At 49.9% G+C, this 16,416-nt stretch carries 10 protein-coding genes and 1 pseudogene; 8 read left to right on the plus strand and 3 right to left on the minus strand.

Translation table 11 applies throughout. From position 1 onward, the window contains the following. Positions 1 to 7: 7 nt before the first annotated feature. Together ald and ttcA are read right to left on the minus strand one after the other, a co-directional pair. Entirely contained in the window at positions 8 to 1,144 is a 1,137-nt protein-coding gene (gene ald, locus SPL68_RS09400) for an alanine dehydrogenase (protein ID WP_323814842.1), read from the minus strand. A gap of 158 nt (positions 1,145 to 1,302) precedes the next feature. Beyond that, complete coding sequence (gene ttcA, locus SPL68_RS09405; protein WP_323814969.1) at positions 1,303 to 2,208, minus strand: tRNA 2-thiocytidine(32) synthetase TtcA; 906 nt, start codon at positions 2,206 to 2,208, stop codon at positions 1,303 to 1,305. A gap of 283 nt (positions 2,209 to 2,491) precedes the next feature. On the opposite strand from ttcA, the gene SPL68_RS09410 reads away from it, so the two are divergent. The 8 genes and pseudogenes from SPL68_RS09410 to SPL68_RS09440 all read left to right on the plus strand — a co-directional run bounded on the left by SPL68_RS09410 (position 2,492) and on the right by SPL68_RS09440 (position 15,233). Beyond that, positions 2,492 to 3,298, plus strand: a complete 807-nt coding sequence (locus SPL68_RS09410) for a flagellar brake protein (RefSeq protein ID WP_323814843.1) — start codon at positions 2,492 to 2,494, stop codon at positions 3,296 to 3,298. A gap of 191 nt (positions 3,299 to 3,489) precedes the next feature. Beyond that, positions 3,490 to 3,819: pseudogene (locus SPL68_RS18430) on the plus strand (PAS domain-containing protein); the annotation flags it as partial. A 9-nt stretch (positions 3,820 to 3,828) separates the two neighbouring features. Further along, a complete protein-coding gene (locus SPL68_RS09415) occupies positions 3,829 to 5,061 on the plus strand; it encodes a methyl-accepting chemotaxis protein (RefSeq protein WP_416377422.1) in 1,233 nt (410 codons plus the stop codon). Between the two features lie 98 nt (positions 5,062 to 5,159). Then, positions 5,160 to 6,464: an adenosylmethionine--8-amino-7-oxononanoate transaminase gene (gene bioA / locus SPL68_RS09420; protein WP_323814845.1), complete on the plus strand. Its 1,305-nt coding sequence runs from the start codon at positions 5,160 to 5,162 to the stop codon at positions 6,462 to 6,464. A gap of 11 nt (positions 6,465 to 6,475) precedes the next feature. Continuing rightward, positions 6,476 to 8,020 (plus strand): CheR family methyltransferase, encoded by a 1,545-nt coding sequence (locus SPL68_RS09425; protein WP_323814846.1) that lies wholly within the window; start codon positions 6,476 to 6,478, stop codon positions 8,018 to 8,020. A 32-nt stretch (positions 8,021 to 8,052) separates the two neighbouring features. Then, the gene (locus SPL68_RS09430; RefSeq protein ID WP_323814847.1) at positions 8,053 to 12,108 is read left to right on the plus strand and encodes a response regulator; all 4,056 of its coding nucleotides are present in this window, start codon (positions 8,053 to 8,055) and stop codon (positions 12,106 to 12,108) included. Continuing rightward, positions 12,105 to 14,063: a PAS domain-containing protein gene (locus SPL68_RS09435; protein ID WP_323814849.1), complete on the plus strand. Its 1,959-nt coding sequence runs from the start codon at positions 12,105 to 12,107 to the stop codon at positions 14,061 to 14,063. Before SPL68_RS09430 ends, SPL68_RS09435 begins: the two co-directional genes overlap by 4 nt. Positions 14,064 to 14,066: 3 nt before the next feature. Next, the gene (locus SPL68_RS09440) at positions 14,067 to 15,233 is read left to right on the plus strand and encodes a response regulator (protein ID WP_323814850.1); all 1,167 of its coding nucleotides are present in this window, start codon (positions 14,067 to 14,069) and stop codon (positions 15,231 to 15,233) included. A gap of 88 nt (positions 15,234 to 15,321) precedes the next feature. Here the strand turns inward: SPL68_RS09440 and SPL68_RS09445 are convergent, their stop codons facing one another. Next, positions 15,322 to 16,332, minus strand: coding sequence for a tryptophan--tRNA ligase (locus SPL68_RS09445; protein WP_323814851.1), 1,011 nt, complete (start codon positions 16,330 to 16,332; stop codon positions 15,322 to 15,324). Positions 16,333 to 16,416: the final 84 nt, after the last annotated feature.

Below are 16,416 nucleotides of genomic sequence, written 5' to 3' on the forward strand. Positions count from 1 at the left end.
TATAGTGTTATTTTCTATAGGAAAATTCGCCCGCCGATAACAATTTGGTGGGATCGGTAAACGCCATAGAAAAGGTCTCGGCAACCCCCATTTGGGTAAGCAATCCGCGGTGAATATTCAGGCCGGCCAGCAGACCAGCATCCGCTTGAAAAGCCTCCAACCCTGCATCAGCCAAGCGCAATATATAAGCCAAGGTCGCATTGGTAAGCCCCAAGGTCGCTGTTCGCCCAACGGCGCTGGGAATATTGGCGACGCAATAATGGATTACACCTTCCTCTATATAGGTTGGATGCTGATGCGTCGTCGCACGGGAGGTTTCAAAACATCCACCCTGATCAATCGCCACATCAACCAACACACTCCCCTCCTCCATTTGTGCGATAACTGCCCTGCTCAGCAATCTAGGCGCACTGGCTCCGGCAATTAATACACTGCCAATAATCAAATCAGCCCGCAGCGCGACTGACTCGATACGCTCTTGGGTCGCGTATTCACACACCACTCGCCCGCGCCACAGATCATCCAATTGACGTAAACGCACGAGGGATTTATCCATGATGTGCACCTGAGCACCCATACCGACCGCCATAGCCGCAGCATTTGCTCCCACAACGCCACCACCCAAGATCAATACATTCGCAGGCGCAACACCGGGAATTCCTCCCAGTAACACGCCTTTGCCGCCCTGCGCCATTTCCAAATGATGCGCCCCCGCCTGCACCGCCATACGCCCGGCAATTTCAGACATAGGCGCAAGCAGCGGCAGCCGACCCTGCGCATCAGTTAAGGTTTCGTAGGCGATACAGGTTGAGCCGGACGCTAATAAAGCTTCGGTCAAAACAGGGTCCGCGGCCAAATGGAGATAGGTAAACAAAATCTGATCGCTGCGCAGCAAGCTGTATTCTTCTGGTTGCGGTTCTTTGACTTTCACAATCATGTCGGCGATGGAATAAACCTCCGCCAAAGAATCGAGGATCAATGCACCCGCTTGCTGATAGCGAACATCGCTAAACCCCGCCGCCACACCCGCCCCACGCATCACATAAACCTGATGGCCACGCTGAACCAATTCCGCCGCCCCTGCCGGAGTTAATGCAACACGATTTTCGCCGGCTTTGATTTCCTTAGGAATTCCAATACGCATATTTATTCCCTCCCCAATTTAACCTTCATAATCTGGAGTATAGCCATCTCGCTTTTAACGGGATGAATGAAAAACACTCAACACAAACGAGACAACCAAAAACAACAAAGGCTGCAAAAAGCAGCCTTTGAATGAGTGACTTACAGCAGAAAATGACGTTAGTGAATATCCAGCACATCCACATACTGCACACCGCTATCGGCGCGGTTCACTACCGGGGTAATTCCACAGGCGTCGGATTCATCTTCACCTATAGGTGCATCTTTATTGATTTTCAGATTCACAAAGTCGAACAAATTTAAATCTGCCAGTTGTGATGGCTGAGCATTGCGGATGGCAGAGAAGATGGTTTCGGTGCGACCGGGGAATTGGCGCTCCCACTGCTGCAGCATGTCTTTCACTACCTGACGCTGCAGGTTTTCTTGCGAACCGCAGAGGTTGCACGGAATGATCGGGAAGCCTTTCATCTCTGCAAAACGGGCAATGTCTTCCTCTGCGCAATAGCTCAGCGGGCGAATCACGATATTGCGTTTGTCATCAGACAGCAGCTTGGGCGGCATGGCTTTTAATTTGCCGCCGAAGAACATATTCAAGAACAGGGTTTCGATAATATCGTCGCGGTGATGACCGAGTGCAATTTTGGTCGCACCGATCTCATCGGCAAAACCATAGAGCGTACCGCGACGCAAGCGTGAACATAAGCCGCAAGTCGTTTTTCCTTCAGGAACAACGTCTTTAACAATGCTGTAAGTGTCGCGCTCGATGATGTGATAAGGCACCCCAACCTGCGCTAAATACTGGGGCAATATGTGTTCAGGAAAGCCAGGCTGTTTCTGATCCATATTGACCGCCACCAACTCAAACGAGATAGGCGCAGTCTTTTGCAGGCTCATCAGAATATCCAGCATGGTGTAGGAGTCCTTACCGCCCGAGAGGCACACCATCACCTTGTCGCCATCTTCGATCATGTTGTAATCGACAATGGCTGAGCCGGTCAGGCGGCGCAAGCGCTTCTGCAGCTTGTTAAATTCGAGACGATCTTTGCGTTCGTGTAACTCTTTCATGGACTCAAAACTCATACAGAAAAGTAAATCCGCAGGCGACAAACCAGCGAGCGGCGCATTGTACGGATTTTGCGCGCAACTTGAAATGAATCACCTGCGCACGGCAAGGATTTGCCGTTTTTTGGTCCAGCAAATAGCCGCTAACTGTTTGAAACTACAGCAACTATTTCAACTCACCTTGAGCCGCAGGGCTTATACACATCTGGCATAAGGCTTGCTCTTATCCTTTTAGTCCCAGCTGAAATCAGCACAAGGGGAGAATTTTTGCCGCGAGGAGCTAGTAATGTCGCTATTCGACAGACTGTTTAAAAAAGGTGTGCACTCATCAAAGCCCAATACTGCCGATAGCGCCACGTCTGAAGCTGGCGACACTTCGCCGCTGAGAGCCATACCAGCGGAATACCTTGCACTTGCCGAATTGGAAGACCAACGCCAACTGCTGGAAATAAAAATTACCGGCGCCAGCCGCGTTTACCAAAGCATGATTATTGCCGTTGATATTGAACGTGGACTGCTCTGGCTGGACGATCTCTTTCCACAGCAGTTGATGCTGGAAGTGGGCGATGAAATCACCCTGCGCCATCATCGCAACGGCGAGCAGCTTGTGATCACTGAGGCGATTGTCGCGCTGGGCTCGACCTACAATGTTGCAGGTTTTGCCATTACTCTACCCTCATTTGCCTACTACACACCCAGACGCAGTGCGCCGCGTTATGTGGTTGGCCATCAATCGCCCCTCTCGGTCAAAATTCGCACGCTGGGGCAAGAACCCAGTTACGGTACCTTGCAGGATATTTCAACTGGCGGCCTACGGTTGATGGTTGCGGGCAATTTGTTGCCCTACCTGCGCCACGGAGCGCTCTTGCCATTGTGCGAAGTGGATATTAGCGATGAATTAAAAATTCGCTGTCGCGCGCGTATCTGTGCATTTCGCCTTGGCCGCCGCCCTTATCGCCACACCCAGATCAGTATTGAATTTATCGAGCTGGAGGAAAGTACGCGCGTTGCGCTGGCCCGATTTCTGCGCGAAACCCAACTCGCAAGCAACGAGAGCCTTGCACCCCAAAGCATCCGAGCCAAAGCCGCCTGATAATTAAGTAGTGCTAATAGCCTAGAGATTTACTCATATTGATCTAGGCTTGAAACACTGAGCCTGCACGTCTCGTCTGGCATTCAGCACGACGATCTGTTTACACCTTATTTGTTTTACAACAAAACACTGCGAATAAAAGATCGGCAAAATATCGATTTATCGGGAACCACGTTTTCAGGAATTCAGTTATGCGCAATAACGGCAATATCACCGGCAGAGAAGTTCATTTAACCAATCACGACGAAATTGTGTCTTCGTCCAATCTGCGTGGCGATATTGAATTTTGTAACGATACTTTTTGCCGAATCTCCGGCTACAGTCGTGAAGAGCTATTAAATCAACCCCATAACATTTTACGTCACCCGCAAATGCCACCCGCCGCTTTTGGCATGTTGTGGAGCGCATTAAAAGCTGGCCAGCCCTGGATGGGTATTGTTAAAAACCGCTGCAAATCCGGTGACCATTATTGGGTAGATGCCTATATCACTCCATTGCGCCAGAACGGCCAGATTTATGGTTATGAATCGGTGCGCACCAAAGCCGATGCAGATGTAGTTCGCCGTGCAGAGCGTGTCTATGATCGCTTGAACCAAGGTAAATCGCCCTATTCCACAGCCGAAAAGCTTTGGAGCCAATTTGGCAGCAGCCTATCGATTGCATTTATTAGCGGGATTTTATTGCTCATCGCCACAGGAATTATTGCTAGCCCTTCAACTTCATCCGTTATCGCTGCGGTTGTAATCGCACTGATTATTGGCGGCGCAAATCAGGTATTGCAGCAAGGTCGTATCGCCCAAGCACTGCAAGAAGCGCGCAGCACTATTAATGATCCTTTCGCTGCCTACATTTATACCGGACGCTGCGATGCGATGGGCGAAATCGAACTGGCACAACATGCAATCAAGTCACGCTTGCGTACGGCCCTTGGGCGTTTCGGCGAATCGGCAAAAGAGTTGCAACAAAAAGCCGGCGTAGCACGTCAACAAGCGCGCAAAACCTACGAAGGCATGAATTCACAACAACAGGAAACGGCTGGCGTAGCGACTGCCATGCAGCAAATGGCGATTGCCGTTCAGGAAGTTGCCAGCGGCGCAAACCAAACTTCGATTGCGACCGGAGCGGCTATCGGTGAAGTCGATAAAGGCAATCAGGTTATTGAAGGTGCGCGTAAAGCGATTGATGATTTATCGCAAACCGTTGGTGACCTAGGCGGCGTGCTCAATAAACTCAGCGAAGACAGCAGCAAAATCGCCAATGTCGTAGATGTGATTCGCGGCATTGCCGAACAAACCAATTTGCTTGCACTCAATGCCGCTATTGAAGCAGCGCGCGCCGGTGAACAAGGGCGCGGTTTTGCGGTAGTGGCCGATGAAGTGCGCTCACTGGCGCAACGCACACAGGAATCTACCGGCGATATTCAACAGATTATCGCCAACCTCGGCAAAGCTACTGATGATGCAAGCCTCAACATGAAAAATTGCTTGGACATGGCCGATCGTAGCGTGAGCGAAATGGGCAATGTTCGCACTGCATTGGATGCTATCTCCAATTCAGTTAATGCCATTGACCAAATGTCTCATCAGATCGCTGCCGCTGCTGAAGAGCAATCTTCTATGGCGATGGAAATCGAACGCAATACCCAATCGATTGCACAGATTTCAGACCAAACCCAACAGGAAGTCAGCATCGCCGACGGCCTAAATAGTGAGATGGATCGCCTGTCCCACAAGCAGTTGGATCTGATCGTCAGATTTAATTAGTGATTCCCCTTTAGCGAAATTGATTCAGATTTTTACCAAAAATTTCGCTAAGCTTGGGGCGAACACTTTTAAATTTGTACGAAGACAGTGGAACTCCAATGACTGATACCCCCAAGATGACGGCGCAGGAATTACTGCAGTTGGACCGCGCCCACGTGTGGCATCCTTACACCTCATTTACCAACCCCGGCATGGTTACACCCGTGAGTCATGCACAGGGAGCGAAACTCCATTTAGCCGATGGCAAAGTATTAATCGATGGCATGTCCTCCTGGTGGAGCACTTTGCACGGCTACAATCATCCGGTATTGAATCAAGCAGTGATTGATCAGGTCGGGAAAATGTCGCACGTTATGTTTGCCGGCATTACCCATGAACCTGCGGTAAAACTCGCCAGTACTCTTGCTGAAATTACACCAGAAGGATTGAATAAAGTTTTCTATTCCGACTCAGGTTCAGTCGCTGTTGAAGTTGCACTCAAAATGGCGATGCAATACTGGCACGCACAGGGTCAATCGCAACGCACTACCTTTCTGACCTTAAAACGCGGTTACCACGGCGATACCTTTGGCGCTATGGCCGTGTGCGACCCTCATTCAGGGATGCATCATTTATTTCATCACGCACTTTCGCATCACCTGTTTGCGGAAGCGCCGACCTGTAAATTTGATGAGCCGTTTCAAGAAACGCATATCGCCAAATTTGCACAACTGATTCAACAGCATCGCCAAAAAATCGCAGCCGTTATTCTTGAGCCGATTGTGCAAGGTGCAGGCGGCATGCATTTTTATTCACCCGAATATTTACGGCGCGTGCGCGAGCTGTGCGATAAGCACGAAATTCTGCTAATTGTTGATGAAATCGCTACAGGTTTTGGCCGCACCGGCAAATTATTTGCGTGTGAATACGCAGGAATTAGCCCGGACATTATGTGCATCGGCAAAGCCCTGACTGCAGGTTACATCACCCTCGCCGCCACACTCTGCAACGACAAAGTCAGCAATGGCATTTGCAACAGTGACAAAGGCGTATTCATGCACGGCCCAACTTACATGGCAAACCCATTAGCCTGCGCCGTCGCCAATGCCAGTATCGAGTTGCTGTTGAAATCCGACTGGAAAAATTCAGTCGCTGCCATCAGTCAACAACTACTTACTGAGCTAACCCCCTGCAAAGATTTTTCTTACGTGACGGATGTGCGGGTTCTGGGAGCGATTGGTGTAGTCGAGCTAGAAAAACCGGTCGATGTCAGTAAAGTCATGCCGCAATTTATTGAAGCAGGCGTTTGGATTCGCCCATTCGGCAATGTGATTTATTTGATGCCGCCATTCATCATTAGCAAAGATGAGTTGAGCTCCTTGACTTCCGCAGTATTAAAAATTGTCGGCTCTTTGGCGAAATAAATACGATGCATATGCAGACTCCTACTCACAACACAAAAACCTTCGCGGTTGTGGGTATTGGAGCCTCGGCAGGCGGATTGGATGCGCTAACCAAACTGCTTGCACAACTTCACACTGACAAACTGCAAAAAACCAGCAACAAAACTTATGTAATCGCCCTGCATATGGGCAAGGATAATTTCCTTGCCCCACTGCTCAGTCTGCTGCGGCGCATATCCCCCTTGCCACTCAGCCTGGCCACACATAATGCGCTACTGGTTCCCAATCAGATACTCATTATTCCACCCGGCATGAACGGCGAAATCCATCAAGGTCGAATACAACTATTTTCTCCCGATGATGAGCACATCTACAGTCCTTCTATCGATCTTTTATTCAGTTCTATTGCGAACCAGTATGCGTACAATGCCATCTGCATCATTTTGTCCGGTGCCGGAACCGATGGCCAAACCGGTGCGCAACAAATAAAAGCCCGGTCTGGGTGTGTCATCGCCCAACAACCTGAAACAGCACAATTTGATGCTATGCCAAGCGCAGTGATTAACGCGAATTTGGCGGACCATGTTTTACCGCCAGAAGAGATAGGTTTACTACTTGGCAAGCTCAAGGCTTCCAACCAAAAAAACCAGCGGCCGCAAACGCGCGTACTGTCCAGATCAGCATCAACATTAGAAAAACCGTTTGATAAAACTACTGATGAAACGGATAAAGCAGAGCTAGAACAACTGCAATTGCTACTACAACAATTACATGAACATACGGGCAGAGACTTTTCCGACTACAAAGAAGAAACACTGCTCAGGCGCATTCACCGGCGCATGTCGCTATTACATATTTCCAGCCTGAAGGATTACCTGAGTTACACCCACACACATCCGCATGAGTTTTTTACTCTGCAACAACAATTTTTAATTTCAGTCTCCTCATTTTTTCGCGATGGAGAATCCTTTGCTGTTCTAAAGCAGCATCTCACCCAACTGCTTGCTCATAAACAAGCTGGCGATTCAATTCGGATTTGGGTTCCCGGCTGTGCAACGGGAGAGGAATGCTATAGTTTGGCGATCTTGCTGACAGAGATTTTGGCCGAGCGCATCACCGAGTTTAATGTACAGATTATCGGCAGCGACCTCAGCGATACCGCAATCGCCACCGCAAAAGCAGGAATTTACAGCCAAATCAGCCTGCGCGAGGCGGCGCCTGAAATCATTTTGCGCTATATAGAAAAGCAGGATTCGCAGTACCAAGTAAAACCGCAGATTCGCGCTTTGTGCGAATTTCGTATTGAGGATGTATTCCAACACCAGTCCGTACAAAATCTGGACATGGTGAGCTGTCGCAATTTGCTTATTTATCTTAAAAGCCAGTTACAGGATAAATTGATCAAACAATTTTACGAACTCTTGGCACCGCAAGGCTTGGTGTTTATCGGGCAATCGGAAACCATAGGTTTATTAGGGAGCACTTTATTTATGCCGCTGGATCATTTTCATCGCATTTACGCGCGTAAGAAAAGCATCGCCCAACCGATACAAATGGTCGCGCATACCCCCACCTAATCCCAAAATATTTCGAACAAGGATATAGCCACATGAAACAACTTTGGGCTCTACTGGAACGCCGCCGCTTGGCAACCAAACTACTCGTTGGGTTTGGTGCATTGCTGCTAGCGATTTTATTGCTGGGGCTGACCTCCATCACCAGTGTGCGCAATATAAGCAACGAGGCGCGCAACCTTTACGAATTAAAACTACTTGGCATTTCCCATATTAAAGAAGCCAATATCAATTTGATGTTGATGGGTAGAAGCCTTCGGCAGATGGTAATAGCACGCGATAATACCGAGCGCACACTCGCCACCGAAAAACTGGAACAAGCAAGACTGAATCTTGAGCGTGAACTGGATGCTGCACGTAAGAGTATTGAGCGCGAAAATAATCTGCACTCAATTGATGAGTTTGAAACAGAATACCGCCACTACAAACGCAACGTGAATCAGGTTATCACCTTAATTGACCCAGCAGCTGAACAACAAATTAAAGCCATAGATTACATTTCCAGTGTGCAATACACCCAAGTAGCTGACTCCGCAGATCACGCCCTGGAGCGGCTGGTTAAACTCAAAGAAGAAAGCGCCAGCAAAACTGCGGCAACGATGATCCAACAACAAGAGCGCACCCTGAAATTAACGCTGTTTCTGATTTTATCCAGCTTGGCATTCGGCATAGTGGTCGCCCTGCTGGTCGCCCGCTCCATCAAACAACCTACCGATAATCTGCGCCGCGCAATTGATCAGTTGGCAAATGGCAAAGTAGACGCCCCAATTCCTTACACCAACTACGGCAATGAAACTGGCGTAATCGCACGCGGCTTGGTGATACTGCAAGACGCCTACCGCGCTATGCAGGCGCAGCAGTGGATCAAATCGCAACTCACCGACATTTCTACCCAGTTGCAGCAAGCGACAGAATTTTCTGATTTATCCCAGCGTTTGCTATCAACCCTTTGCCCGCTGCTAAATGCAGGGCACGGCGTGATTTATATCCAGCAGGACAATCAATTGCAGCTGCTCGGCGGTTACGGCTACCGCACACGCAAACATCTCAAACAAGTATTTGTGCTAGGTGAAGGATTAGTCGGCCAATGCGCCTACGAAAAATCGGCCATCACCCTGACCGACCCACCAGAAGATTACATTGTCATTAACTCAGGTTTGGGTGAAAGCGTACCGCGTGTGATTGCGGTTTTACCCATAGTGCATAACGAGCGTTTGCTGGGGGTGTTGGAACTCGCTTCATTTCAAGCATTCACACCGCGCGAAATGGAATTGCTTGACACACTCATGCCGATTCTCGGGATGAGTATGGAATTGTTGGAGCGCAGTCTGCATACGCAAAACCTGTTACAAGAGACACAAGAACAGGCGCTGCGCATGGAGAAACAGGCTGCGCAGCTTGAAGAGCAGTCAGTGGAAATGGAAGCGCAACAGGCCGAGTTAATGCACACCGAGGCTTGGTACCGCGGCATAGTGCAAACCGCGCCCGATGGCATGCTGGTCGCCAACGAGCAAGGCGTCATTATTCTGTGTAACCCCAAAGTTGAATCGTTGTTTGGTTATGAATCCGGCGAGCTTTTGGGGCAGACAGTCCAGCAATTATTCCCCAATACAACCCACAACATTTACACCCAAAAATGCGCGGAGCTACAAACCAACTCAGACAATGATGCTATCAGCAGCAATCAGGATCTTGTCGGGCGACACAAAGATGGCAACGATTTCCCCATCGAAATCGGCTTGAGTTTATTGCCCGATTTAGGCGGACGCGGCATTTGTATTTGCGCGTCGATTCGCGACATCAGCGAAAGAATCGCCGTGCAACAGCAGTTGCAACTTGCCAAAGACATGGCCGAAGGTGCTACTCAAATGAAGTCGGATTTTTTGGCCAATATGAGCCACGAAATTCGTACGCCGATGAATGCCATTATCGGCATGTCGCATTTGGTGTTGAAAACTGATCTCACCGGACGCCAGCGCGATTACATCAAAAAAATCCAAGGCTCCGGCCAGCATCTACTGGGCATTATTAACGACATCCTCGACTTCTCTAAAATCGAGGCAGGCAAACTCAGTATCGAACAGGCCGATTTTGAATTGGATAAGGTGCTGGATAATGTCGCCAGCCTCATCTCTGAAAAAACCAACGCCAAAGGGCTGGAACTGATTTTTGATATAGGCCGCGATGTACCGCGCCATCTCAATGGCGACTCCCTGCGCATCGGGCAAATTCTGATCAACTACGCCAACAACGCGGTTAAATTTACCGAGACAGGCGAAATCGTCATAGCCGCAAAACTACTTGAGCAAGATGACAAAACTGCCCTGCTGCAATTCAGTGTGCGCGATACCGGCATCGGCCTTACGCCGGAACAGCAAGCCAAACTTTTCCAATCCTTCCAACAAGCCGATATGTCTACCAGCCGCAAATACGGCGGCACCGGGCTGGGCTTGGCCATCTCCAAACAATTGGCGCAACTGATGGAGGGTGATGTCGGCGTCGAGAGTGAATTTGGCAAAGGCAGCACCTTCTGGTTTACCGCGCGCCTTGGCATCACTCTCGCGCAACCAGAAAAACTGATGCTTGCCCCCGCTCTGCAAGGACGCCGCGCACTGGTGGTTGATGACCACGACATGGCGCGCGGTGTGCTGGATATTCTTCTGAGCAAAATGTCTTTCAAAGTCAGCGAAGCCGAGGATGGCAAAAGTGCTATAGCGGCGGTGCAGCAAGCCGCGCAACAAGGCGATCCTTACGACATAGTCTTTCTCGATTGGCGGATGCCGGGCATGGATGGCATCGAAACCGCTCATGCGATTAATGCACTTGGGCTAACGCCCTCACCTCACCTGATTATGGTCACGGCTTACGGCCGCGAAGAAGTGTTGCAAGCAGCCGAATCGGCGGGGCTGGACGATGTGATTATCAAACCGGTAAATCCGTCCATCCTGTTCGATACGCTGGTGCGGGTACTTGGCGGGCAAGTAGCCGAAGCACGTATTGGCGAGCGCGACACTTCATCGCTGGAGGCAGATTTGGCCAGTATCGCCGGTGCCTCGATTCTGGTCGCGGAAGATAACGAGCTAAATCAGGAAGTCGCCATGGGCTTGCTGAGTGATGCCGGTTTTGTAGTGACCATCGCCAACAACGGCAAAGAAACTCTCGACTTACTCGCCAAACAACGTTTCGACATAGTGTTGATGGATATGCAGATGCCGGTGATGGATGGCGTCACCGCGACTCAGGAAATCCGCAAGCAGGAGGCTAATCGCTACCTGCCGGTAATTGCCATGACCGCCAACGCCATGGTGCAGGATAAAGAAAAGTGCCTCGCCGCTGGTATGAACGGCCATGTCGCCAAACCCATCGAACCCGATGAACTGTTCGGTGCGCTCTTACAGTGGATTAAACCGCGCAATGCATCTGCATCATCCGCTCAAACGGCCAGTACAACCAGTGCTCCCGATATTTCTATCGCGCCCTTGCAACAAATACCCGGCTTGGATGTAGCGCTGGGGCTGCGCCGCGTACTGGGCAAAGTTCCCGCCTATTTCTCTATGCTGCGCAAATACTTGGAGAGCCAAGCTAAAGTGCCAAGCGAACTGCAAGCAGCATTGAGCCAGCAGGATTTTGCTACCGCAGAGCGCATCGCGCACACCGCCAAAGCCGTCAACGGCAATATAGGCGCAACGGGTCTGCAAGCAATGGCTGAGGAATTGGAGCAGCAATTTAAAGCTGGTGCTTCCTCTCAGTCACTCGCCCCCAAACTCAATGCATTTGAGCAGCAACTCGCACAGATACTAAGTGCGCTGCAGGCAGCCCTACCCGCCGAAGCACCTGCACCCAACTCCAGTTTGAATAACAATGAGCTCAACCGCCTGCTGCAAAAACTGCTTGATTTATTGCGCAATGATGACAGCGATGCCACAGAGATATTTGAAGACAATCGCACGGCCATCCGCTCACAACTTGAAGCCGGCGCGTTTGCGCGTATTGATCAGGCGATCAAGCAGTTTGACTTTGATCAGGCGGCAACCGAGCTGCAGCAACAACTGGCAGCATCGAATCCTTTGGCGCGAGGCAGCAGCTCATGAACCTCGCCAAGCTATTGCAGCGCTTTCCGCAACTGCCATTGCTGACCTGTCTCTTGGTTGGAGTACTCATTAGCGTAATTTCTGTCCAGCTGATGAAGCTCTATGCGGATTCGCGCGGCCGCGCAGAGCTGACTACACAATTGGAGAAAATGCAGGAATCGCTTTCGGTTGTGACGACACGCAGCCGTTCGATGGGCATGGCCATGCTACTTGGCCTCAACGAGCCAATCCTGAAACATGCGGCACGCAATGAGTTAGGGCTGGACTCGCCAGACGTGTTAAAACGCTTGAATATTGGTCGCCAATACTTTGGTTTTGAAGGTCTTTATGTGATCGACCAAACCGGTTTGATAGTCGCCAATGACACCGACGGCGCTAAATCCACTGGTAAAAGCATCGCTTTCCGGCCCTATTTCCAACAAGCGATTAAAGGCAAAGAAAGTATCTATTTGGCGATAGGCACCAACTCCGATAGCCGCGGGCTGTATGTTGCCGCGCCGATTCACGCCACTGAGGAAGTTACCTCGGACATTATCGGCGTCATCTCCATCAAAATATCGGCCGAGGAATTGCTCGACCAAATTCTGGCCAACGCCGGTGGCGATGCCCTACTCCTTTCGCCTCAAGGGGTGGTGTTTGCGGCAACCAATCAAGACTGGCTGCTATCCATGACACCGCCAGCAAGTGATGAACGTTTACACACCATTCGCGACCTCAAACAATTTGGCCGCCGCTTTGCGGAAGCTAATCCGTCACTTTTAGACTTTACGCCAACTACTTCAGTGATCGAGCGCGAGGGTAAACACTTTCTCGCCGAACATTCAGGCATTAACTTCAATGACCCCTCCGGCAGTTGGACGCTGGTGTTAATGAAGGACATAGAAACCTGGCTGCCGGGCACCAGCACACCCAATGTGGTATTCGGCATTATGCTTATCGCATTGGTGATCGGTAGCATAGTTCAGCAGCAAATCGCCCGCGTAGCCAGCCTCAAGCAGCGCTTGAGTGAGGAAAATCAGGAGCGGGAACTTGCGCAGCAAAATGTTCTTGCCGCAGCCGAAGAGCGCGCCATGATCGCCAAAATCATTGCCGAACTGCGCCAGGTTCAAAACTACGCTGAGCTGGTTACTGTTTTTATGCGCCATGCCAGCGAACTTTTTAACGTGCGCCACGGGCTGCTTTATGTAACTGATCCCGGTCAGCAGCTGCGTTTAATTGGCGGCTATGGCGTTGCCATAAATGAACTGGGTAAGAGCATCGCCTATGGTGAAGGCTTGGCGGGACAGTGCGCTCTTGAAGAACGGGCACTGGAGATTCACCAACCACCGGCAGATTACATCAACATTCACTCTGGCACCGGTGGCGCTGCACCCAAGGTCATCCTCCTTCGCCCGCTGCTCTTGAACGACAAGCTGGTTGGCGTTTTGGAATTGGCAGCATTTAGCACCATCACCAGCCAGCAAGAAAAAATACTCTGTGAGTTTGAGGCCATTGTTGCTGCGAATATTGAGCTAATCGAGCAGCGTTTGGATCTGGAGCAGGAGTTTATGCGCCAGCAAGAATCTGAAGCCCAAATGCGCTACCAAAGTCTTTTCCAACAAGCGTTGATTGATGCCATTCCCTTTCCTATCTTTTATAAGGGCGCAGATAGTTATTTCCTTGGCTTCAATAAAGCCTACGAGCAGGTATTCAACGTAAAGCGCGATGGGCTTATCGGTAAACGGGTCATTGATCTGGAATATTTACCCCTCGATGACCGCAAAGCCTATCAGCAAGAAGATGAGCAAGTTATTCGCCAAGGTAGTTCAATCCGGCGGGAAATCGCCATGCCGTTTGCTGATGGAACTTTGCACAAAACGCTCTACAGCGTATCGGGTTTTAGTATTGAAGACGGCCAACCGGGTGGGTTGGTGGGAATATTCATCGATCTTAAGGATCGCATTAACGAGGAGTAAGTGATGATTGAAGCGGTCGATTTAACTGAAAAATCTACTGTTTTGGTGGTGGATGATACGCCCGATAACCTGACGCTAATGAGCGGCCTGTTAAAAGATCTATACAAGGTAAAGGTTGCCAACAGCGGTGAACGCGCGCTAAAAATTGCGACATCGGATACTCCGCCTGACCTGATCCTGCTCGACATTATGATGCCGGAAATGGACGGCTACGAAGTCTGCCGTCGCCTCAAAGCCGATTCCACTACGCGCAACATTCCGATTATCTTTTTAACTGCTAAAGCTGAAGTAGTCGATGAAACACTGGGCTTTGAACTAGGCGCATCTGATTACATAACCAAACCGATTTCACCACCCATTGTGCTAGCCCGCATTGAAACCCATTTGTCGGTTAAACATATGCAGGACTTTATGCGCGATAAAAATGCCTATCTCGCTGCCGAGGTCAATCGCCGTACCGCTGAAGTTATGGCGATTCAGGATGTAACCATTCGTGCTATGGCATCACTAGCGGAAACGCGCGATAACGAAACCGGAAATCACATTCATCGCACACAACACTACGTGAAATTATTGGCTGAAAAGCTGCGCCACAATCCGCGTTTTGCGCACTTTCTCAATGACAACAAAACCATCGAACTGCTGTTCAAATCGGCACCCTTGCACGACATTGGCAAAGTGGGCATCCCCGACCGGATTCTGCTGAAACCCGGGCGTTTTGAGCCGGAAGAGTTTGAGATCATGAAAACCCACACCACCCTCGGGCGCGATGCAATTACCCATGCGGAAAAGGATTTGGGAATCGAAATGCCCTTCCTCAAATTGGCGAAAGAGATTGCTTATAGCCATCAGGAAAAGTGGGATGGTTCTGGGTATCCCGAAGGTTTATCGGGTGATGACATTCCCATCTCTGCCCGTTTAATGGCCGTCGCCGATGTGTATGACGCGCTTATCAGTCGCCGGGTTTATAAAGCCCCTATGCCCCATGAAAAAGCTGTGCAAATCATCATCGAAGGTAAAGGCAGCCACTTTGACCCGGATATGGTTGATGCGTTTATTGAGCTGCAAGAGGAGTTCAAAAAAATCGCTGCAAACTATGCCGATACCGATGCAGATATGGAGAAAAAAATCGAGTACTTGGACAAAGCAATCTCTGAAAAACCTGAGTAATTTTCCGTACAGTTGCAATTGATCAGGCGTAAAAATAAAAAATCCCCTCGCGGGGATTTTTTTCGTCAATACAATTCGCAAATAGCGATTACTTGATCTTGCGAATACCTACCGCTTCACGCACTTTTTCCAACAATGGCTGACTGTAAGCGCGTGCTTTTGCCGCACCCTTTTGCAGAATCTCTTCGATGTGCGCCGGGTTTGCCAACAGTGCTTCGTATTTATCGCGTGCTTCGCTCAACTGACCATTGATCAGCTCAAACAACTGACGCTTGGCTTCGCCCCAAGCAATCCCCTCAGCAAATTGCTGACGCATGTAAGCCGATTGCTCAGGTGTCGCAAATGCTTGCCAGATTTGGAATACCGGTGAGGTGTCAGGATCTTTGGCCTGCCCCGGTTCCAACAGATTAGTGAGAATTTTATTAATCGACTTTTTCAGCTGTTTTTCAGGCAGAAATAGCGGGATGGTATTGCCGTAGCTTTTACTCATCTTGCGGCCATCCAAGCCCTGCAGTACTGCATTTACATTGTCATCCACCTGCGCCTCTGGCAGTACAAAATGCTCGCCATAGTGATGGTTAAAACGTGCGGCAATATCGCGCGCCATTTCAATGTGTTGGATTTGATCGCGCCCTACCGGCACCTTGTTGGCGTTGAACATCAAAATATCCGCCGCCATCAGAATCGGGTAAGAGTACAAACCCATAGTGATACCAAAATCCGTATCTTCACCAGCTTCAACATTGGCATCGACTGAAGCTTTGTAGGCATGAGCGCGGTTCATCAACCCTTTGGCAGCCATACAGGTCAGCATCCAGCAAAGCTCAGGGATTTCCGGCACATCGGATTGGCGATAAAAAATTGCGTTATCGGTATCCAACCCCAACGCCAACCAAGTAGCTGCAATTTCGCGCGTTGATTGATGTACCAGATCAGGATCCTGACATTTGATCAGCGCATGGAAATCGGCCAAAAAGTAAAAGGATTGCACGTTAGCGCTTTGGCTGGCTTGAATCGCGGGGCGAATAGCGCCGACGTAGTTGCCAAGATGAGGGGTGCCTGTGGTGGTAATACCGGTAAGAACGCGTTGTTTGCTCATGGTGCCCTGTCTGTTATTTGCTAATTGCCCTAAAAAATCGTTGGCCCTAAAAAATCAGGCGCCATGATACAGACAAGCCACCAT

This window comes from Cellvibrio chitinivorans (assembly GCF_035117775.1).
Taxonomy (GTDB): domain Bacteria; phylum Pseudomonadota; class Gammaproteobacteria; order Pseudomonadales; family Cellvibrionaceae; genus Cellvibrio; species Cellvibrio chitinivorans.